The organism is Streptomyces chartreusis (assembly GCF_008704715.1).
Classification (GTDB): Bacteria; Actinomycetota; Actinomycetes; order Streptomycetales; family Streptomycetaceae; genus Streptomyces; species Streptomyces chartreusis.
On the sequence record NZ_CP023689.1, the window covers coordinates 8,933,476 to 8,953,348 of the forward strand.

A 19,873-nucleotide genomic window follows, 5' to 3' on the forward strand; every position below is an offset into this window, starting at 1 on the left:
GGGCGCGGCACTGCCGGCGCGGGGCTCAGCCAAGATGGCCCATCCGGTGGCTGATCTCCTCCGCGCCCTTGACCAGTGCGGGCGCGAACCTGTGGATGCGCTCCTCGGTGAAGCGGTACGCGGGGCCCGATGCGCTCAGGGCGGCGATGACCTCGCCGTCGCGGGCCCGGATAGGCGCCGCCACGGCGTGCAGCCCGATCTCCAACTCCTCCAGGGTCACCGCGTACCCGCGCTCCCGCGCCTCCGCGAGGTTCTTCTCCAGCTTCGTCCTCGCGGTCAGGGTGTGCGGGGTCAGCTTCTGAAGGCCCGACGCCGCGAGCACCTCGGCGCGTTCCTCCGCCGTCAGGTGGGCCAGCAGGATCTTGCCGCTGGACGTGGCGTGCACCGGCGTGAGCTGGCCGACCCAGTTGTGGGTGCCGACCGCGCCCGGGCCGCGTACCTGATACAGGTTGACCGCGTAGTGCTCCTGGAGGACGGCGATGTTGACGGTCTCGCCGATCTCCTCGCTGAGCCGCTCGCACACCTGCCGGCCCTGCTGGGTGACGTCGAGGCGGCCGGTCACCGCACCTGCCAGACGTACGATCCCGAAGCCCAGCCGGTACTTGCCCCGCTCGGCCGACTGCTCGACCAGTCCACGGGCCTCCAGCGCCCCGAGCAGCCGGAACGCGGTCGACTTGTGGACGTCGATCTCGGCGGCCACCTCACTGACACCCGCCTCGCCTCGCTGGGCGAGGATCTCCAGGACGCTGACGGCACGGTCGACGGACTGCACGCCGCTCACCGCGGAGCCCGCTGTTGCGCCCTCTGCCGCGTTGTTGCTCATGACGCAACTATACGCGCCGTGTCCATGGGTCCCGGGGCGACTTCGGAACCCGAGGGTGCGGCCGCCGGCGGTGCGTGGACCGGGCTGCCCGCATGCTCGCACGGCACATCGCCTCAGCGGAAGACGACCGTGCAGCTTCCGTTGACCAGCACCCGGCTCTCGCAGTGCCATCCGACGGCGCGTGCGAGCACCTGCGCCTCGACGTCGCGGCCCATGGTGACCAGGTCGTCGGGGTCGCGCGAGTGGTCCACGCGGACGACGTCCTGCTCGATGATCGGCCCCTCGTCCAGGTCGGACGTGACGTAGTGCGCCGTCGCCCCGACGAGCTTGACGCCACGCTGATGCGCCTGGACGTAGGGGCGGGCGCCCTTGAAGCTCGGAAGGAAGGAGTGGTGGATGTTGATGGCCCGGCCGTCGAGCTGCTTGCACAGGTCGTCGGAGAGGATCTGCATGTAGCGGGCCAGCACCACCAGGTCGACGTCCAGTTCGCGCACCAGCTCCAGCAGCCGCGCCTCGGCCTCCGCCTTGGTGTCCTTGGTGACCGGCACGTGGTGGAACGGGATGCCGTAACTCCGCGCGAGCGGTTCGAAGTCCTGGTGGTTGGAGACGATCGCCGGGATCTCGATGTTGAGCGCGCCCGTGGACCTGCGGAACAGCAGGTCGTTCAGGCAGTGCCCGAACCTGGAGACCATGATCAGGGTCCGGGTCGGCGTCGAGGCGTCGTGCAGCCGCCAGTCGATCCCGTATGCCTGGGCGACCGCGCCGAATCCGGTGCGCAGGTCCTCCAGCGAGATGCCGGGGTCCGAGACGTCGAAGTGCACCCGCATGAAGAAGCGGTCCTGGAGCCGGTCGTCGAACTGGCGGCTCTCCAGGATGTTGCCGGAGTGGTGCACGAGATAGGTGGCCACGGCGTGGACGAGGCCGGCCTGGTCGGGACACGAGAGCGTGAGGACGAACTCGCGGCCCGGCAGCGGTCGAGGAGACATTCCATCCTCCGTCGTGTGGTGCATATGACGCAACGCTGTGAATGATGCGCAACATGCTCCACCGGGGCGCTTGGGCGGTCAAGGGGGTGTGCCGCGCGAACCGGGGTCTCGATCGGCCGACCTCGGCGGCGGTCCAAGTCGGATCGGCCGGGCTCTTGACAGTGAGTGTCCGTGAGGAGACAGTTTGGTCCGTCGTTGCTCATAGCGAAGACAGTTGCGGACTGTGCAACACACCCTCATCGGCGCGACTCCCGGGAGATGGACCCATGGCCTCTTCGCGCACCTCCCACGACGTCATCGTCGTCGGCCTGGGCGGAATGGGCAGCGCGGCCGCCTACCACCTCGCCGCCCGTGGCCGGCGAGTGCTCGGCCTGGAACGCTTCGGCCCGGCCCACAACCTCGGCTCCAGCCACGGCGGCTCCCGCATCTACCGCCAGGCCTACTTCGAGGACCCGGCGTACGTGCCCCTGCTGCTGCGCGCCCACGAACTCTGGGAGAAACTCGCCGCCGACTCGGGGCGTGAGGTCTTCACCGAGACCGGCGGCCTGATGATCGGCCGTGAGCACAGCGCCGCGTTCGCCGGCACCCTGCGCAGCGCCCATGAATGGGGCCTGGACCACGAGGTCCTGGGCGCCGCCGACATCAGGCGCCGCTTCCCCACCTTCAACCCGGCGCCCGAGGACGTCGCCTTCTACGAGCGCAGGGCCGGCATCGCCCTGCCGGAGGCGACCGTCACCGCCCATCTGGACCTGGCGAGGGCCCATGGCGCCGAACTGCACTTCGCGGAGACGGTCCTCGGCTGGGAGGCCGACGGGCCGGGCGGCAAGGCCAGGGTGGTCACCGACCGCGGCGCCTACACCGCCGACCGCCTCGTCATCGCCCCCGGGGCGTGGGCGCCGACGCTCCTGTCCGGCCTCGGGGTGAGCGTGTCCGTGGAACGCCAGGTCATGTACTGGTTCCAACCCGTCGGCGGCACCCGTCCGTTCAGGCCGGACCGGCACCCCGTCTACATCTGGGAGGACCCCGACGGCACCCAGATCTACGGCTTCCCCTCCCTCGACGGCCCCGAGGGCGGCGCCAAGGTCGCCTTCTTCCGCAAGGGCGTCCCCAGCGACCCCGACACCCTCGACCGGCGGATCCACCGGGACGAGATCGCCGCCATGGCCGACCATCTGCGTCCCCGCATCCCCACCCTGCCCGGACGCTTCCTCAAGGCCGCGGCGTGCATGTACGCCAACACCCCGGACGAGCACTTCGTCCTGGCCCAGCATCCCGAACATCCGCAGGTGGCCGTGGCCTGCGGGTTCTCCGGCCACGGCTTCAAGTTCGTGCCCGTGGTCGGCGAGATCCTCGCCGACCTGGCCACCGAGGGCACCACCGAGCACCCCATCGCCCTGTTCGACCCCCGACGTGCGCGCGTCTGACCCGTCCGGCCCTGCCGACCCCTCCGAGGTGATTCCGTTGACCACGACCAGCCTGCCCCAAAGCCTGATCGCCACGCTGCCGGGCGAGCACTACACCGACCCCGAGGTCTTCGCCCTGGAACAGGAGCGGATCTTCGAGACGATGTGGTTCTGCGTGGCCCGCGCCGGGGAGCTGGAAAGGCCGGGCAGCTTCCGGACCTACCAGGTCGGCAGGGAGAGCGTGCTGGTCAGCCGTGCCAGGGACGGTTCGGTCAAGGCCTTCCTGAACATCTGCCGGCACCGCGGCGCCAAGCTGTGCACGGAGGAGTCCGGCGAGGTCAAAAGGGCCTTCCAATGCCCGTACCACGCCTGGACCTACGGCCTCGACGGCAAGCTGGTCGCCGCGCCCAACCTGACGTCGATGCCGGACATCGACCGGACCGCGTACGGACTGGTCAAGGTGCACGTCCGGGAGTGGCTCGGTTATGTGTGGGTGTGCCTGGCCGACACCCTGCCGTCCTTCGAGGACGACATCATGGGCGAGGTCGTCGAGCGGCTCGGCGACGTCGAGTCGATCGACCGCTACGACATCGACAATCTCCAGGTGGGCCGTCGTATTACCTATGACGTGAAGGCCAACTGGAAGCTCATCATCGAGAACTTCATGGAGTGCTACCACTGCGCCACGATCCACCCCGAACTCACCGAGGTGCTGCCGGAGTTCGCGGACGGCTACGCCGCTCAGTACTACGTGGGCCACGGCGCCGAGTTCGGCGAGGACGTCCAGGGCTTCACCGTGGACGGCTCCGAGGGCCTGGACCGCATTCCCGGCGTCGCCGACGGCCAGGACCGCCGCTACTACGCGATCACCGTCAAGCCGCAGGTGTTCATCAACCTCGTCCCGGACCACGTCATCTTCCACCGGATGTACCCGATGGCCCACGACCGCACGGTTGTCGAGTGCGACTGGCTCTATCTCCCGCACGTGGTGGAGAGCGGCAAGGACGTGGAGCGGTCGGTGGAACTGTTCCACCGGGTGAACCAGCAGGACTTCGACGCCTGCGAACGCACCCAGCCGGGGATGAGTTCCCGGGCCTACGCCAAGGGCGGCGTGCTCGTGCCCAGCGAGCACCACATCGGCGAGTTCCACACCTGGGTGCAGGAAAGGCTCCAAATGTAGTTGCGGATCGCGCAACCCTGTGCGCTATTGCGCACTGATGCGGCACATCCCTTGACAGCGCCTCGGCGCTGCCGAAACCATGTTGCGCATAACGAGTCCAGTTGTGCCATCTGAGACAGTGTTCGATCCGGAGGTTCAACATGATCACCGTCGTCGGAGCGTCGCTGGCCGGCCTGAGCACGGTCCGCGCGCTGCGCACAGAGGGCTACGACGGCGGCATCGTCGTCGTGGGGGAGGAGCGCCACACCCCCTACGACCGCCCGCCGCTGTCCAAGGACTTCCTCAAGGGCGCCGTCGACGCGGGCGCGCTCGCACTCGGCGACGCCGACGAGTACGCGGACCTCGATGTGCAGTGGCTGCTCGGGGAGCGCGCGGTACGACTCGACCCCGCGACCCGGTCCGTCGTCCTGGCCGGCGGACGGCAACTGCGCTCCGACGGCGTCGTCGTCGCGACCGGCGCCAGTCCCCGCACGCTCCCCGGCACGGACGGGCTGACCGGAGTCCACACCCTGCGAACCCTGGACGACGCCGAGGCACTGCGCGCCGAACTTCTCGACGGCTCGCCCAGGGTCGTCGTCATCGGCGCCGGGTTCATCGGCGCCGAAGTGGCGTCCACCGCCCGCCTCCTCGGGCTCGACGTGACGGTCGTCGAGGCGCTCGACATTCCGCTGGAACGCCAACTGGGCCGGGAGATGGGGCTGGTGTGCTCCTCCCTCCACGGCGACCACGGAGTCCGTCTGCTGTCCGGGACCGGCGTGGCGGGACTCGTCGGCACGGGCCGGGTCACGGGCGTGCGCCTGGCGGACGGACGCCTGCTGCCCGCCGACGTCGTCGTGGTCGGGGTCGGCGTGCGGCCCAACACCGACTGGCTCGCCGGCTCCGGTGTCCGGGTCGACGACGGCGTGGTGTGCGACAGCGGCTGCTCGACCGACGTCCCGGGCGTGGTCGCCGTCGGTGACGTGGCGCGCTGCCCCAACCCGTTCACCGGACGGCACGCCCGCATCGAGCACTGGAGCAACGCCACCGAACAGGCGCGGACCGCCGCCCGCACCCTCCTGACCGGAGTGCCGGCGCCCGCCCCGTTGACCGCGCCCTACTTCTGGTCCGACCAGTACCGGGTGCGCATCCAGGTCGCCGGGTACGTCGCGCCGGGTGCCGAGCCCGAGGTCGTCGAAGGCGACGTCGACAGCCGTACGTTCACCGCGGTCTACCGGCGCGAGGGCGCTCCCGTCGCCGTGCTCTCGCTCAACCAGCCGAAGTTCTTCAACCGCCTCCGCCGCACCCTCGTCCCCGCGGCCGCGGCCGTCGCGTAGGCGTGCCGCCCGCCGACGCCTGCGCCGCCCACCGTGCTCACACCCAAGGAGAGCGCCGATGACCCTTCTCAACCAACCCCTGCATGAGCTGGATCCGGCGATCGCGGCGGCTCTGGATGCCGAGCTGGAGCGTCAGCAGTCGACGCTGGAGATGATCGCGTCGGAGAACTTCGCTCCGGTCGCGGTCATGGAGGCGCAGGGCTCGGTCGCCACGAACAAGTACGCCGAGGGCTACCCGGGCCGGCGTTACTACGGCGGCTGTGAGCATGTCGATGTCGCCGAGCAGATCGCGATCGACCGGGTCAAGGAGCTGTTCGGCGCCGAGTACGCCAATGTGCAGCCGCACTCGGGTGCCTCCGCGAACCAGGCGGCGCTGTTCGCGATCGCCCAGCCCGGCGACACGATCCTGGGCCTGGACCTCGCGCACGGCGGCCATCTCACCCACGGCATGCGGCTGAACTTCTCCGGCAAGCAGTTCAACGTGGTCGCCTACCACGTGGAGACCGACAGCGGCCTGGTCGACATGGCCGAGGTCGAGCGCCTGGCGAAGGAGCACCGCCCGAAGGTGATCATCGCCGGGTGGTCGGCGTATCCGCGGCAGCTGGACTTCGCCGCGTTCCGCCGGATCGCGGACGAGGTCGGCGCCTACCTGTGGGTCGACATGGCGCACTTCGCCGGCCTGGTCGCCGCGGGGCTGCACCCGAACCCGGTCCCGCACGCCGACGTGGTCACCTCCACCACCCACAAGACCCTCGGCGGCCCGCGCGGCGGGATCATCCTGGCCCGCAGCAAGGAGTTCGCCAAGAAGCTGAACTCCGCGGTCTTCCCCGGCTTCCAGGGCGGCCCGCTGGAGCACGTGATCGCCGCGAAGGCGGTGTCCTTCAAGGTCGCCGCGTCCGAGGAGTTCAAGGAGCGCCAGCAGCGCACCATCGAGGGTGCCCGCATCCTGGCGGAGCGGCTGACCGCGCCGGACGCCCGCGAGGCCGGTGTGAACGTGCTGTCGGGCGGCACCGACGTGCACCTGATCCTGGTCGACCTGCGCGCCTCCGACCTCGACGGGCAGCAGGCCGAGGACCGCCTCCACGAGGTCGGTATCACCGTCAACCGCAACGCCGTGCCCGACGACCCGCGCCCGCCGATGGTCACCTCCGGCCTGCGCATCGGCACCCCGGCCCTGGCCACCCGCGGCTTCACCGCGCAGGACTTCACCGAGGTCGCCGACGTGATCGCCGAGACCCTCAAGCCGGTCTACGACGCCGACGCGCTCAAGGCCCGGGTCAAGGCACTCGCCGACAAGCACCCGCTCTACCCCGGCCTCTGACGGACCACTTCCCACAGGGGCGTGCCCGTCACCGACCGGCACGCCCCGCCCCTCCCACGGAGTACGGCGTGGCAATCAGCGTCTTCGACCTGTTCTCGATCGGCATCGGCCCCTCCAGTTCGCACACCGTCGGCCCGATGCGTGCCGCCGGGATGTTCGTGACCCGGCTGAAGCAGGACGGCGTGCTCGCCCAGACCACCGCCGTACGGGCCGAGTTGTTCGGCTCGCTCGGCGCCACCGGCCACGGCCACGGCACCCCCAAGGCCGTGCTGCTCGGGCTGGAGGGCAACGAGCCGCACACCGTGGACGTCGCCGAGGCCGACCTCGACGTCGAGCGGATCCGCACGACCGGACGCATCCGCCTCCTCGGCGCCGAGATCGGCCCGGCCCACGAGATCGACTTCGACGTCGCGACCCAACTGGTCCTGCACCGCAGGCGTTCACTGCCGTACCACGCCAACGGCATGATGCTCTTCGCGTACGACGCCGACGGCGTGCCCGTGTCGGAGAGGACGTACTACTCGGTGGGCGGTGGCTTCGTCGTGGACGAGGACGCCGTCGGGGCCGACCGCATCAAGCTCGACGAGACGGTGCTGCCCCACCCGTTCCGCACCGGCGACGAACTGCTGCGGCTCGCCCGGGAGACCGGCCTGTCGATCTCCGTGCTGATGCTGGAGAACGAGCGGGCCTGGCGCACCGAGAAGGAGATCCGCGGGGGCCTGCTGGAGATCTGGCGAGTGATGGACGCCTGTGTCGCAAGGGGTCTGGGCCGCGAGGGCATTCTCCCGGGCGGCCTGAAGGTCCGTCGGCGCGCGGCCGCGGCGGCCCGGGCACTGCGCGGCGAGGGCGACGCGAGAGGCCGCGCGATGGAGTGGGTGACCCTCTACGCGATGGCCGTGAACGAGGAGAACGCCGCCGGTGGCCGGGTGGTCACCGCCCCGACGAACGGCGCGGCCGGCATCATCCCCGCCGTCCTGCGCTACTACCTCGACTTCGTGCCGGGCGCCGACGAGGACGGCGTGGTCCGCTTCATGCTGGCCGCGGGCGCGATCGGCATGCTCTTCAAGGAGAACGCCTCCATCTCCGGCGCCGAGGTCGGCTGCCAGGGCGAGGTCGGCTCCGCCTGCTCCATGGCGGCCGGCGCACTCGCCGAGGTCCTGGGCGGCAGCCCCGAGCAGGTCGAGAACGCCGCCGAGATCGGCATGGAACACAACCTCGGCCTCACCTGCGACCCCGTCGGCGGCCTCGTCCAGATCCCCTGCATCGAACGCAACGGCATGGCCGCCGTGAAGGCGATCACCGCCGCCCGCATGGCACTGCGCGGCGACGGCCGGCACCACGTCTCCCTCGACAAGGTCATCAAGACGATGAAGGAGACCGGCGCCGACATGAAGGTCAAGTACAAGGAGACCGCGCGGGGCGGGCTGGCGGTCAACGTCATCGAGTGCTGAGGCGCGGGCGCGCCGAGCGGAGCGGCATCGGAACAGGACCGTTCAGGAACAGGACCGGGAGCGAGGACATGGGACGGGTCACCGAGCGACGGCGCGTACTTCGGATCCGTGACGGCGCGACGAGCACGCGCCCGGACACCCTGGTCGCGGAGGAGCCGTTGGAGATCCGCCTGAACGGCAAGCCCCTCGCCATCACCATGCGCACCCCCGGCGACGACTTCGCGCTGGCCGCCGGGTTCCTGGTGAGCGAGGGCGTACTGGCACGGGCCGAGGAGGTGGCGAACATCGTGTACTGCGCGGGCGCCACGTCGGACGGCGCGAACACGTACAACGTTGTCGACGTGAGACTCGCCCCCGGTGTGCCGCTGCCCGACATCACGCTCGAACGCAATGTGTACACGACGTCCTCGTGCGGCCTGTGCGGCAAGGCCAGCCTGGACGCCGTACGCACCGCGGCACGCGTCCCGATCGCCGACACGCCCCAACTCCGTGTCACGCCCGAGCTGCTGGCTGCCCTGCCCGACCGACTGCGGTCGGCGCAACGGGTGTTCGACCGAACCGGGGGGCTGCACGCAGCCGGACTGTTCTCCCCGGACGGCGAACTCCTGGACCTGCGCGAGGACGTCGGCCGCCACAACGCCGTCGACAAGCTGATCGGACGTGCGCTCCGGTCCGGCCGGCTACCGCTGTCCCGCAGCATGCTGCTCGTCTCCGGACGGGCGTCGTTCGAGCTGGCGCAGAAGGCGGTGATGGCGGGCATCCCCCTGCTGGCGGCGGTCTCGGCGCCGTCGTCCCTCGCCGTCGACCTGGCGGCGGAGACCGGCCTCACTCTCGTCGGCTTCCTGCGCGGCGGCTCCATGAACGTGTACGCGGGGGAGGAGCGCCTGGACCTGCGAGGACGCCTGGACCAGCGAACCGACGCCGAGCCCGCGGTTCCGGCGAGGTGAGCGACACATGATCCCCCGCCGCGTCGCGATGCTCAGCGTGCACACCTCACCGCTGCACCAGCCTGGCACCGGAGACGCCGGCGGCATGAACGTCTACATCGTCGAACTCGCCAAGCGCCTCGCCGCCATCGACATCGAGGTGGAGATCTTCACCCGCGCGACCTCCGCCGCGCTCCCGCCCAGCGTCGAACTGGCGCCGGGGGTCCTGGTGCGGCACGTCGCCGCCGGACCGTACGAGGGCCTGGCCAAGGAGAACCTGCCAGCGCAACTGTGCGCCTTCACGCATGGCGTGATGCGCACGTGGGCCGACCACCGCCCCGACCACTACGACCTGGTCCACTCCCACTACTGGCTCTCGGGTCACGTCGGCCGCCTCGCCGCCCACCGCTGGGGAGTCCCCCTCGTCCACACCATGCACACCATGGCCAAGGTCAAGAACGCGTCCCTGGCCGACGGCGACACCCCCGAACCCGCGTCACGGGTGTCCGGCGAGACCCAAGTCGTCGAGTCTGCGGACAGGTTGATCGCGAACACCGGCAAGGAAGCGGCCGAACTGCTCCACCACTACGACGCCGATCCCCGCCGGGTCGCGGTAGTCCACCCCGGCGTCAACCTGGACCGCTTCCGCCCGGAAGCCTCCACCGCCGATTCGGGCGTCGAGGCAGGCCGGATGGCGGCACGCGCCCGCCTCGGACTACCGAGGGACGCCCTCATACCGCTGTTCGTGGGCCGCATACAGCCGTTGAAGGCCCCCGATGTGCTGCTGCGGGCCGTGGCCCGGCTGTTGGAGGAACGGCCGGGGCTACGTGAGCGGATCGTGGTGCCGGTCGTGGGCGGACCGAGCGGCAGCGCTCTGACCGATCCGGAAGGACTCCAGAAGTTGGCGGCCTGCCTGGGCATCTCGGACGTCGTGCTGTTCCACCCGCCGGTCACCCAGGACGACCTGACCGACTGGTACCGGGCGGCCTCCGTCCTGGTGATGCCCTCCTACAGCGAGTCCTTCGGCCTGGTCGCCGTCGAGGCGCAGGCCTGCGGCACCCCGGTGATCGCAGCCAGGGTCGGCGGCCTGCCGGTGGCGGTACGCGACGGCGTGAGCGGCGTACTGATCCCGGGCCATCAACCATCGGACTACGCAAGGGCGTTGTCCGACTTCGCGGACGCCCCGACCCGTGCTGCCCGGATGGCCGAGGCGGCAGTCGTCCACGCCCGCTCCTTCGGCTGGAACTCCGCGGCGGCGGCGACGGCGGAGGTGTACACGGCGGCCCTGCACGACTGCCGACCCCTCAAGGGGCGACTTGCTCACGTGGTGTAGTCCCATGCGGAAAGGGGCTACGCATGGCGTGTCCACTCCCGCCAGAACAACCGGTAGGTCACAGCTCTCTTGATCGTCTTCTGGGCGGCGCCTAGGCTCTCGTGCCCATGGAGACGGGGGAACCGGACCGGTCGGTGGGACGTCGTGCAGCCGCCGGCCTGCTGGCCGGGGCAGGGCTGGTCATTCTGGGCACGGTGTTCGTCGTACTGCCGGGGGTGGTGGTCGACCACGATCTCGCCGGGGCGAGCGTCGCCGCGCAGGATCGGCTGAAGGCGGTGAACGATGTCCGCACGACGCTGCTGCAGGTGGTCGGCGGCCTGGTCGTGCTCTTCGGCGCGTACGCCACCTGGCGGCAACTGCGGGTGAGCCAGGACGGGTTGCGCGCCACCCAGGAGGGCTATGTCACCGACCGGTTCAGCCGGGCCGTCGACCAGCTCGGCAGCGACAAGCTGGACGTGCGCATCGGCGGGTTGCACGCGCTGTGGCGGATCGCGGAGCAGTCCGCCCGCGACCGGGAGGCCATCATCTCCATCCAGGCCGCGTACCTGCGGACACATCTGCCCTGGCCGCCCGCCGGGCCGGAATCACCGGCGGCGGACGTGCCGATCAACGACATCGCACCCCTGGAGACCCGGGCCGCCGACGCCCAGGTGGCGCTGACCGCGCTCGGCGTGCTGTGCCGGCACCGGGAGCAGTCCTGGGTCAATCTCAGCATCACCGACCTGCGCCGGGCCGACTGCGACGGACTGTGGTTCCCCGAGGTCAACTTCGACCGCGCCTGCATGGAAGCGGCGGGCCTGTACCACGCCAACCTGACCCAGGCGTCCCTGGTCTCGGTCAACCTGCGGCACGCCGACCTCACGACTGCGGTTCTCCGCCGGGCCCGCTGCATCCTGGCCGACCTACGGGCCGCGAAGCTCGTCGAAACCGACCTGCGTGACGCCGACTTCACCGAGACCGACCTGCGCGAGGCGAACCTGCGCAAGGCCGACGCCCACGGCGCGGTCTTCCACCGCGCCGACCTCCGCATGGCCGACCTGCGCGGCACCGACCTGAGCACCGCCGACCTCGTCGAAGCCCGTCTGACGGGCGCCCTGGCCAGCGAACACACGCGCTGGCCCGCCGACTTCGACCACACGGCCGCCGGAGTCGTCCACACCGACGACCCCGGCCCCGAGCCCTCACCCCTACTCCAGCCACCCGGGATGACATGGCAGGCACCACCGCTGCGGTCCACTCCCTGAACGACAGCCTGCGCCAGGCGTGGCTCCGGAGGGATCGCGGGCCCAACTCGGCTTGCGGCGGTCATTTAATCGCTTGGGGTCGAAATGATGTCCGACTACGGTGCCCGGATGGCTTCTCAGCGTGCCCTGCTGCCGCGCTCGACACCGGCTGCCTCGGGGATGTCGTCCCGTTCGATCACCGCGCTGCTGGATCGGCTCGAAGCACGATCCATCGAGTGTCACTCCCTCATGGTCGTACGCCACGGTCACGTCGTCGCCGAAGGCTGGTGGGCGCCGTACTCGGCCGAACGCCCGCATCTTCTCTACTCGCTGACCAAGTCGTTCACCTCGGTCGCCGTGGGGTTGGCGATCGCCGACGGGCTGCTCTCACTGGACGATCGGGTGGTACACGTGCTGCCCGACCACGTCCCGGCCGGCATCTCGGAGCAGGGGAGCCGCATCACCGTTCACCATCTGCTGTCCATGACGGCCGGGCACCTCACGGACAGCCTCGCCGAAGCCTGGGAGCTGGAACCCGACGACTTGGTGAAGGGCTTCCTGGGGTTGCCGTTCGCCGTTGCCGAGGGAACGCGGCACACCTACGACAACTCGACCACCTTCATCCTGGCCCGGATGGTGGAACGGGTCACGGGTCGCGGTCTCGCGGAGTTCCTCGACGAGCGACTCTTCAAGCCGATGGGCGTCGACCACGCCGAATGGGACCGGGTGAAGAGCGGTGCCGTCTTCGGATTCCACGGACTGCACCTCATGACCGAGGCCATCGCCGCCTTCGGTGAGCTGCTCCTGCGCCAAGGCATGTGGGGCGACCGGCGGCTCGTCCCGGGCGAATGGGTGGAGCTCGCGACCGGACGGCACGTCGACTGCTTGCCGTTCAAGGACGGAGCGGACGACGCCGATTTCTCCTGCGGCTACGGATACCAGTTCTGGATGTCGCGCCACGGGTACCACGGCCATGGCTCCTTCGGACAGCAGTGCGTGGTGGTCCCGTCACACGATCTCGTCGTCGCCGTGACTGCCCAAGGTGAGGCCCAGGAGGTGCTCGACGCCATGTGGGAGTGCCTGCTGCCCGGCGTGGACCATCCAGGAAGCGCCCAGGACGACGAGATCCTCGTCGATCGCCTGCGGCAACTGTCCCTGTCCCCGGTGCCGGGTTCGGCCGACCCGGGGCGCTCGGCCGGCGCGACACTCGACGCATCCTCCGAGGGCTCGGCTCTGCCAGACGGAACGACGGTGATCATCGATCCCGCCGACGGCGGATGGCTCGTACGCCTCGGGTCCCTTCTCGACGTCGAGGTCGGCCATGGCGAATGGCGGGAAAGCTCTCCGCTCGGCCGACCCGTCGTCGCGGCCGGTGCCTGGCAGGGCAGCACATTCGTCGCCGATCTCTACGTCATCACCACCCCGCACCGCGTTCGGTTGGTCGTCGACACCGAGGCGAGGACCGCGGCCGCGACATGGAGCACCGTGCCCCTGACCGGCAGCAGCCTGGAGCTGCACCTGCGGTCGCCACTGATGACACGACCCGACGTCGGGTAAGCGTATGGAGTCTTACGTGACAAGTGACCTGGTCTTCCGCCCCATCACCGGTCTGGAGGAGATCGAACTCTTCAACGCTCTGCCCGGCCCTTACAACGACGGTCTCGCGGAGGATCTCCAGAACGGACACTGCCGCGCCGACTGGATGTGGGTGGCCCTGAGCGACGGTCGGCCGGTGGCACGGGTCGGCTGGTGGTCCCGCGGCGGCAGCAGGCCTGAGGTCCTGGAAACCCTCGACATCGACGACGCCCACGGCGACCCGCACCGGACAGACATCGGCGCGCGTCTTCTGCGTACCGCCCTCACCGCGCTCTTCCCTGCGGGCACCCTGCCGCCTCCGTACGTCCTCCAGCCCCTCCCGGCGAATTGGAGAGACGACTCCACCACCGAACGCCGCATCAAAGGCCGGATAGAGGTGGTGGAGCGCACCGGCGGCAAATTCTTCGTCGAGAGGCTTCGGTATCGGTGGACGTCCGGCACACCCCTGCCTTCCCGCCGCGGCATCCTCACCTTCCGCCCGGTCAGCAGCGATGAGGAGGCCATCGACCTGCTTGCCCGCATCCTTCCGGGCACGCTGGATGCCTACAGTCAGGCCGACGTCGCCCGTTCCTCGGCCGGCGACCACGCACGCGTGCAGTACCACGACGAACTGCTGAGCTATCCCAGTCCGCGCGAATGGTGGCGGATCGGCGTCCGCCCGGACGGCGAACCGATCGGCTTGGTCGTCCCGGCGCAGAGCCCGAACGGCTTCGTGATCGCCTACCTCGGCGTGATCGACGGCCACCGGGGCCACGGCTTCGTCAACGACCTGCTCGCCGAAGGCACCCACCTGCTGGCTGCCCAGGGCGCCGAACGCGTCACCGCGGACACCGATCTGGGAAACCATCCGATGGCCCGGGCATTCGAGCGTGCCGGGTACGACAACTTCGCCGGGCGCATCGACATGCGCTGGGATTGATCCGCGGCTACTGGTTCGGCGTCGTCCCCGTCCTCGCCGAGTCCGCCGCCCTCCCCCACTCTCGGCTTCGCTCGAGCGGGGGACCCCCATCGGCATCGACGCCAACCAGATGGCCCGCGCCTGCGCCATCGGCCAGATCCTCCACATGACGGGCCCCACCAGCGCGCCGCTGTGGGCCCTCCTCGGCCTGGTCAAGGCGGTACTCGGCGACTTCCAGAAGCACGCCCTGCGCTGGGGCGTCCCCGTCTCCCTCGCGCACATCGCCTTCGCGGTCCTGACCGGAGCCGTCACGGTCGCCTGACGTCCGCGTCGGCCTGGTCCGAAAGCGGCCGGACCGGAGGGGGCGGGCTGCCTACGCCCCGGCACCCACGTGGGCCGGGAACGCCGCGGGGTGCGCCTGCTCGACGCGGTCGCGCTTGGTGTACATGTCCCAGTAGTGCTCGGCGAGTTCGTCCGGGTGGACGACGGGGATCTGCATGCCGGCGTCACGGATGTCCGACTCCGCCTTCAGGGACGCCTCGGCGTTCTCGGCCGTCTCACTGCCGGTGATCATGGCGCCGATGGTGAGCGTGCCGGCGTAGACACCGGTGCCCGCGAGTTCCCCGTTGAGGGCGTAGAGGTAGTTGCGGGCGGCTGCCATCACCGGGCCGGGACCGCTGAGGCCGGGCACCGGGTGCATCGCCGTGAGGCCGGTGGTCATCAGGACGGCCCCGTCACCGCGCTCGGTCATCTCCGGCAGGACCGCGCGGAACACCTCCACGGGCGTGAGCAGCAGCAGCCGCGAGTAGTCCGCCAGGGTGGCCGCGTCCAGCCGGGCGGCCGGGGTGAACGACATGTCGCCGCCGATGGGCCCGTACTCGACGACGTCGATCCGGCCGAAGCGCTCGCGGACGGCGTCCATCAGGGCGGGCACCCCGGCCGGGTCGGACAGGTCCGCGGAGAAGGCGGCGGCCTCGATGCCCTCGTCGGCGAGCCTCGCCACCAGCGCGTCCAGCCGCTCCTTGCGGCGGGCGACCAGGGCGACACGGAAGCCCTCCCGCCCGAAGCGACGGGCGACGGACACGCCGAGGCCGGTACCGGCGCCGAGGACGGCGATGACTTTGGACATGAGGTGTCTCCTTGCGAAGGAATATCCTGACCCATGGGTCAACTTCCATTTCGACCGTAGCACATAACTTGACCCCGGGGTCGACTTACGTTGTTCGACGGATGGGACCATGGATGCCGACCGGACGACGAGGAGGAACGGCGGATGCGGGCCGATGCGCGACGCAATGCGGAGAAGCTGCGGACAGCGGCTGTCGAGCTGTTCCGTGAGCGCGGCCTCCAGGCCCCGCTGAAGGAGATCGCCCGCCGCGCCGGGGTGAGCCACGGCACCCTCTACAACCTCTACGGCACCCGCGAGGCGCTCATCGACGAGGTCGTCACCGACCTCGCGGCGGACCGGCTCGACGAGGTCAGCCGACGGGCACTGGCGATGGACGACGCCTGGGACGGGTTCGCGTACTACATCGAAACCCTCTGCGAACTGCAGATCACCGACCCCGCCATCAGCGACGTCGTCACCGGGCGCTACCCGAACGCCGAACGCCTGATGGCCGTCTGCGGGCGAGCGCACGACGCCGCCACGCGCATCATCGAGCGGGCCCAGCGGGCCGGGTCCCTGCGGCCCGACTTCACCGGCGAGGACCTGGTGTTCGTCTTCGCCACCAACTCCGTGCTGTCCAGGGCCGTCAGGGACACCGCGCCCGACGTCTGGCGCCGGGGCGTCGCCTTCACCCTCGACGGCCTGCGCACCGAGGCCGCCCACCCACTGCCGACCGCCCCCCTGACCCCGCAGCAGGTCTACGAGGTGATGGGGAACATCGCCGGCGAGTGACGTCCGGAGACGTCGTACTGCCTGGCGCCCGGGTCGCCCGACTCCGCGTGCTGGACAGGGCTGGTCAGCCGGACCGTGTCGGGATGTGCAGGGTCACCTCGTACCCGCCATCGGCCGTGGGGCCGGAGGCGAACGTGCCGTCGAGGAGTTCGGCGCGTTCCCTGAGGCCGATCAGGCCCTGCCGGGATCCGGGCAGGGGCAGTGAGGGCCGGGCGGGCGGGGTGTTGGTGACGGTCACGCCGAAGGCGTCGCCGTCGTCGGCGTGCCAGAGGCGGACGACCGCGGTGGCGCCGGGAGCGTGTTTGCGGACGTTGGTGAGGGCCTCCTGCACGGTGCGGTAGATCGTGCGCTGCGCGGTGGTGCTGACGTCGGGAGGCAGTTCGCCGGTCAGCTCGGCGTCGATGCCGCTGGTCGTGACGAGCTTGTGCAGGTCGGCGAGGGTGGGCTGCGGGGTTAGCTCGGTGGCCCGGCCGCCGGAGGCGCGCAGCAGGGTGACCATGTGCCGCAGCTCGTCGAGGGTGTCGACGCTGAGCGAGCGGATCGTGCGGGCACCCTCCTTGAAGTCCGGGTCCTGCGCGGCGACTTGGAGAGCGCCGGCCTGCACGGCGATCAGGCTGACCTGGTGCGAGACGACGTCGTGCATCTCGCGGGCGAGCTGGGCGCGTTCGCGGGCGAGCACGGCCTGGGAGTGCAGCAGCCGCTCGTGTTCGCGGGCCTCCTCGATCTCCTCCAGGCGCCGGGCCAAGTCCCGGCGGGCCTGCACGAGTTGCCCGAGCAGGACGGGCGCGGCGGCCGTGGCGAGCGTGTAGAAGAAGTAGACCAGGGTCCAGGTGCGGTCGTGCGAGCTGAGGTCGTCCAACGGCCACGGGGTGGCGGAGGCGACCGCGAACAGCACGGCGCAGACGACGAGCAGCCTGCGGTCGCGGGACCGTTCCGCCAAAGTGAACAGGGCGGCGAACGGGGCGAACACGATGTCCAGCATCAGGCTGGCGGGCAGGGTGAGCAGGAAAACCGGCAGCGGGAAGCGCCGCCGCGCCAGCAGGGCGGCACAGGCCAGCGCGGCCATCGCCTGCGCGAGCCGGCTCGAATCCTCCAGGCTGACCAGGACGTCCACGACGGCGACCGCGACGACCACGAGGTCGACGACCGGATCGGGGATCCGCGCCCACCACGCCCTGGCCCCGGTCATCGCCCGGACCCCGAGGGCCGCTGCCCGTCGTCGAGCAGTCCGGCCCGCTGGGCCAGCAGCGCCGCCTGCACCCTGCCGCCGACCCGCAACTTGGTGAGGATCGCGCTGACGTGGTCCTTGACGGTGCCCGCGCTCAGATGGATACGGGTGCCGATGTCGGCGTTGGACAGGCCCTCCGCGATCAGCACGAGCACCTCGCGCTCACGGTCGGTGAGCCTGCCGACGCGCGCGGCGTCCTCGTCGCCGAGGGCCACGGCGCCCGGGTGGGTCTGCCAGACGGCACGGGACGCCTTCGGCGACATCACTACCCCGCCGGCGGCCAAGGTGCGCACGAGCTGGGCGAGTTGGTCGGGCTCGGTGTCCTTGAGCAGGAAGCCGGCCGCGCCGGAACGCAGCGCGGTGAGGATGTACTCGTCGGCGTCGAACGTCGTCAGCATCGCCACCACCGGCGGCTCAGCGAGCGCACGCAACCGCCCCAGCACGGTCAGCCCGTCCACGTCCGGCATCCGGATGTCCAGCAGCACGACATCGGGAGCCACCCGCCGTACGGTCTCGACCGCCTCGGCGCCCGCCGTGGTCGCGACGACCTCGATGTCGTCGGCCGAGCTCAGGATCAGTTCGAAGCCGGAGCGCACCAGCGCTTCGTCGTCCACCACCATGACCCGGATCACGTGCGCTCCGCCTCGTCGTCGTTGTGCGTACGTCTCACGCCGCACGTCGATGTTGATTGTCACCGCTTCGACGGTAGAGCGGGAAACGCCAGGTGAGACGGCCCGGCGGGACACTCCCGCCACCCGGGGGGTGGGTTCCCGCCGTACGGGGGAGTCGCCGCGACAGGCCGACGGGGCCGTTCCGGCGGTCAAACCGCCCAGCCCCTGCCCGGCGGGCACCGGACCCCCCGGTCGGCGGGGGCGGACCGGACAGTCGCCGGATACTCCGCGCCCGGGCCGATCGCCAGCGTGGAGACATGACCCAGAACGCAGACGACTCGGCGCTCGCGGCGCCGACCGCCACCCGTCCCGGGACGCCGCCCCTGGACACGCCCGCCGCGACCGAGCCGCGGCCATCGTCCTCGACCGGACGCCTGATCGGCGTGGACCTGGCCCGGGGGCTCGCGGTGTTCGGCATGTTCGCGGCCCACGTCGGCCCAGACCCGTCCCAGGGCGGCTTCACCGGGAATCTCATGGAGCTGGCGCACGGCCGGGCCTCCGCGCTGTTCGCCTTCCTCGCCGGCTTCTCGATCATGCTGATGACGGGCCGCCGTACTCCGAAGACGGGCCGGGCGGGCCGGCAGGCGGTCGCCAAGGTCGTGATCCGGGCCCTCGTCCTGCTCGCGCTGGGCACCGCGCTGACCATGACCGGCACACCGGTCGAGGTGATCCTCGCCTTCTACGGCCTGTACTTCCTCCTCGTCCTGCCACTGCACCGGCTAGGCGCCCGCCCGCTGGCGCTCATCGCAGCCGCCGGCGCACTGGTGCTGCCGCAGGTCCTGTACGTCGTCCAGCACGCGCTGCCCGCCGAGGGCGTCGACGGCGTCTGGGCCTGGCCGGCGGACGCCGACGGCCTCGTCTCGCTGCTGTTCACGGGCAGTTACCCGGTCCTGACCTGGATCCCTTTCGTCGTCGCCGGGATGGCCGTGGCCCGTCTGGACCTCGCCGCCACCGCCGTCCGCGTGCGTCTCGCGATCACCGGTGTCACGCTCGCCGTGATCGGCCACGCCGGCTCCTGGCTGGCCCTGCACTTGACGCCCGGCGCCATGTCCCGGCTCGGCGAGGCCAGTTGGGGCGGCGGCGACGCGGTCGCGTCCGCGTGGTGGTCCGACACCTGGGGCTACCCCGACGGCAGCACCCCGGTCGGGCTGCTGGTCGCCTCGCCGCACAGCGAGACGACCCTGTCGATCGTGGCCAACACCGGGGTGGCGACAGCGGTCCTGGCCGGCTGCCTCGCCGCCGTGGACGCCTTCCCCCGCTTCCACCGACTGGCCCGCCCGGTGATCGCCGTCGGGTCGATGTCCCTGACCGCCTACGTCCTTCACATAGCCGGAATCCGCCTCCTCGGCCTGGAGGAACTGCCCGGACCCGCCCTCCATGTGCTGCTCGGATTCATCGTGGCCGTGACCGCCTTCGCCACCCTCTGGTCGCGGCACTTCCGCCGCGGCCCCCTGGAGTGGCTGCTCGGCAAGGCCACCAAGCCCGCCGAGCTGGTCCGCTGACCCACCGCCCAGCGGCCGCGGGACCTCCCGTGACCGCCGGGCGGGACGCCCTCCGTCATCCATCGGCAAATCCGACGGCTATTGGTCGAAAACATTCGCTGGACCGAATGCAGGGACCC

The 19,873-nt window shown here is 70.7% G+C and carries 17 protein-coding genes and 1 pseudogene; 13 read left to right on the plus strand and 5 right to left on the minus strand.

What is annotated here, in order from left to right:
• Positions 1–25: 25 nt before the first annotated feature.
• Both CP983_RS39680 and purU read right to left on the minus strand, forming a co-directional pair.
• Positions 26–823: an IclR family transcriptional regulator gene (locus CP983_RS39680; protein WP_189748821.1), complete on the minus strand. Its 798-nt coding sequence runs from the start codon at positions 821–823 to the stop codon at positions 26–28.
• 113 nt (positions 824–936) lie between these two features.
• Complete coding sequence (gene purU / locus CP983_RS39685; RefSeq protein WP_150505138.1) at positions 937–1,809, minus strand: formyltetrahydrofolate deformylase; 873 nt, start codon at positions 1,807–1,809, stop codon at positions 937–939.
• 266 nt (positions 1,810–2,075) lie between these two features.
• On the opposite strand from purU, the gene solA reads away from it, so the two are divergent.
• The 11 genes and pseudogenes from solA (at position 2,076) to CP983_RS39745 (ending at position 14,775) form a co-directional block, all read left to right on the plus strand.
• Positions 2,076–3,233, plus strand: coding sequence for an N-methyl-L-tryptophan oxidase (gene solA, locus CP983_RS39690; RefSeq protein ID WP_150505140.1), 1,158 nt, complete (start codon positions 2,076–2,078; stop codon positions 3,231–3,233).
• A gap of 37 nt (positions 3,234–3,270) precedes the next feature.
• The gene (locus CP983_RS39695; protein WP_150505142.1) at positions 3,271–4,392 is read left to right on the plus strand and encodes an aromatic ring-hydroxylating oxygenase subunit alpha; all 1,122 of its coding nucleotides are present in this window, start codon (positions 3,271–3,273) and stop codon (positions 4,390–4,392) included.
• Positions 4,393–4,532: 140 nt separating this feature from the next.
• Entirely contained in the window at positions 4,533–5,705 is a 1,173-nt protein-coding gene (locus tag CP983_RS39700; RefSeq protein WP_150505144.1) for an NAD(P)/FAD-dependent oxidoreductase, read from the plus strand.
• A gap of 58 nt (positions 5,706–5,763) precedes the next feature.
• Positions 5,764–7,026 carry a serine hydroxymethyltransferase gene (gene glyA, locus CP983_RS39705; RefSeq protein ID WP_150505146.1) on the plus strand — a complete coding sequence of 421 codons (1,263 nt, stop codon included), beginning with the start codon at positions 5,764–5,766 and terminating at the stop codon, positions 7,024–7,026.
• A 68-nt stretch (positions 7,027–7,094) separates the two neighbouring features.
• Positions 7,095–8,477 carry an L-serine ammonia-lyase gene (locus CP983_RS39710; RefSeq protein ID WP_150505148.1) on the plus strand — a complete coding sequence of 461 codons (1,383 nt, stop codon included), beginning with the start codon at positions 7,095–7,097 and terminating at the stop codon, positions 8,475–8,477.
• A gap of 68 nt (positions 8,478–8,545) precedes the next feature.
• Positions 8,546–9,424: a formate dehydrogenase accessory sulfurtransferase FdhD gene (gene fdhD, locus CP983_RS39715; protein ID WP_150505150.1), complete on the plus strand. Its 879-nt coding sequence runs from the start codon at positions 8,546–8,548 to the stop codon at positions 9,422–9,424.
• Positions 9,393–10,736 (plus strand): annotated as a pseudogene (gene mshA, locus CP983_RS39720) (D-inositol-3-phosphate glycosyltransferase); the annotation flags it as partial. The gene fdhD and the pseudogene mshA, both read left to right, overlap by 32 nt.
• A 107-nt stretch (positions 10,737–10,843) precedes the next feature.
• On the plus strand, positions 10,844–11,980 hold the full coding sequence (locus CP983_RS39730) for a pentapeptide repeat-containing protein (protein ID WP_229915089.1): 1,137 nt from the start codon (positions 10,844–10,846) through the stop codon (positions 11,978–11,980).
• Between the two features lie 108 nt (positions 11,981–12,088).
• On the plus strand, positions 12,089–13,516 hold the full coding sequence (locus CP983_RS39735) for a serine hydrolase domain-containing protein (RefSeq protein ID WP_189749116.1): 1,428 nt from the start codon (positions 12,089–12,091) through the stop codon (positions 13,514–13,516).
• A gap of 16 nt (positions 13,517–13,532) precedes the next feature.
• The gene (locus tag CP983_RS39740) at positions 13,533–14,474 is read left to right on the plus strand and encodes a GNAT family N-acetyltransferase (RefSeq protein WP_167537830.1); all 942 of its coding nucleotides are present in this window, start codon (positions 13,533–13,535) and stop codon (positions 14,472–14,474) included.
• 109 nt (positions 14,475–14,583) lie between these two features.
• Positions 14,584–14,775, plus strand: coding sequence for a hypothetical protein (locus CP983_RS39745; RefSeq protein ID WP_229915088.1), 192 nt, complete (start codon positions 14,584–14,586; stop codon positions 14,773–14,775).
• 51 nt (positions 14,776–14,826) lie between these two features.
• Here CP983_RS39745 and CP983_RS39750 read toward each other — a convergent pair whose 3' ends face one another.
• Positions 14,827–15,582, minus strand: a complete 756-nt coding sequence (locus CP983_RS39750) for an SDR family NAD(P)-dependent oxidoreductase (RefSeq protein ID WP_150505156.1) — start codon at positions 15,580–15,582, stop codon at positions 14,827–14,829.
• Between the two features lie 144 nt (positions 15,583–15,726).
• On the opposite strand from CP983_RS39750, the gene CP983_RS39755 reads away from it, so the two are divergent.
• A complete protein-coding gene (locus CP983_RS39755; protein WP_150505158.1) occupies positions 15,727–16,353 on the plus strand; it encodes a TetR/AcrR family transcriptional regulator in 627 nt (208 codons plus the stop codon).
• A 64-nt stretch (positions 16,354–16,417) separates the two neighbouring features.
• Here CP983_RS39755 and CP983_RS39760 read toward each other — a convergent pair whose 3' ends face one another.
• Together CP983_RS39760 and CP983_RS39765 are read right to left on the minus strand one after the other, a co-directional pair.
• On the minus strand, positions 16,418–17,542 hold the full coding sequence (locus tag CP983_RS39760) for a sensor histidine kinase (RefSeq protein ID WP_150505160.1): 1,125 nt from the start codon (positions 17,540–17,542) through the stop codon (positions 16,418–16,420).
• Positions 17,539–18,201: a response regulator gene (locus CP983_RS39765; RefSeq protein ID WP_150507157.1), complete on the minus strand. Its 663-nt coding sequence runs from the start codon at positions 18,199–18,201 to the stop codon at positions 17,539–17,541. The genes CP983_RS39760 and CP983_RS39765 overlap by 4 nt, the downstream gene beginning before the upstream one ends.
• A 308-nt stretch (positions 18,202–18,509) precedes the next feature.
• On the opposite strand from CP983_RS39765, the gene CP983_RS39770 reads away from it, so the two are divergent.
• A complete protein-coding gene (locus tag CP983_RS39770) occupies positions 18,510–19,754 on the plus strand; it encodes a DUF418 domain-containing protein (protein WP_150505162.1) in 1,245 nt (414 codons plus the stop codon).
• The last annotated feature ends 119 nt before the right edge of the window (positions 19,755–19,873 follow it).

Excerpts from the sequence above, each read along its gene's own strand:
- CP983_RS39680 (WP_189748821.1), bottom strand. The coding sequence starts at position 823 with ATGAGCAACAACGCGGCAGAGGGCGCAACAGCGGGCTCCGCGGTGAGC.
- purU (WP_150505138.1), bottom strand. The coding sequence starts at position 1,809 with ATGTCTCCTCGACCGCTGCCGGGCCGCGAGTTCGTCCTCACGCTCTCG.
- solA (WP_150505140.1), top strand. The coding sequence starts at position 2,076 with ATGGCCTCTTCGCGCACCTCCCACGACGTCATCGTCGTCGGCCTGGGC.
- CP983_RS39700 (WP_150505144.1), top strand. The coding sequence starts at position 4,533 with ATGATCACCGTCGTCGGAGCGTCGCTGGCCGGCCTGAGCACGGTCCGC.
- glyA (WP_150505146.1), top strand. The coding sequence starts at position 5,764 with ATGACCCTTCTCAACCAACCCCTGCATGAGCTGGATCCGGCGATCGCG.
- fdhD (WP_150505150.1), top strand. The coding sequence starts at position 8,546 with ATGGGACGGGTCACCGAGCGACGGCGCGTACTTCGGATCCGTGACGGC.
- CP983_RS39730 (WP_229915089.1), top strand. The coding sequence starts at position 10,844 with ATGGAGACGGGGGAACCGGACCGGTCGGTGGGACGTCGTGCAGCCGCC.
- CP983_RS39735 (WP_189749116.1), top strand. The coding sequence starts at position 12,089 with ATGGCTTCTCAGCGTGCCCTGCTGCCGCGCTCGACACCGGCTGCCTCG.
- CP983_RS39745 (WP_229915088.1), top strand. The coding sequence starts at position 14,584 with ATGGCCCGCGCCTGCGCCATCGGCCAGATCCTCCACATGACGGGCCCC.
- CP983_RS39750 (WP_150505156.1), bottom strand. The coding sequence starts at position 15,582 with ATGTCCAAAGTCATCGCCGTCCTCGGCGCCGGTACCGGCCTCGGCGTG.
- CP983_RS39755 (WP_150505158.1), top strand. The coding sequence starts at position 15,727 with ATGCGGGCCGATGCGCGACGCAATGCGGAGAAGCTGCGGACAGCGGCT.
- CP983_RS39760 (WP_150505160.1), bottom strand. The coding sequence starts at position 17,542 with ATGACCGGGGCCAGGGCGTGGTGGGCGCGGATCCCCGATCCGGTCGTC.
- CP983_RS39765 (WP_150507157.1), bottom strand. The coding sequence starts at position 18,201 with ATGGTGGTGGACGACGAAGCGCTGGTGCGCTCCGGCTTCGAACTGATC.
- CP983_RS39770 (WP_150505162.1), top strand. The coding sequence starts at position 18,510 with ATGACCCAGAACGCAGACGACTCGGCGCTCGCGGCGCCGACCGCCACC.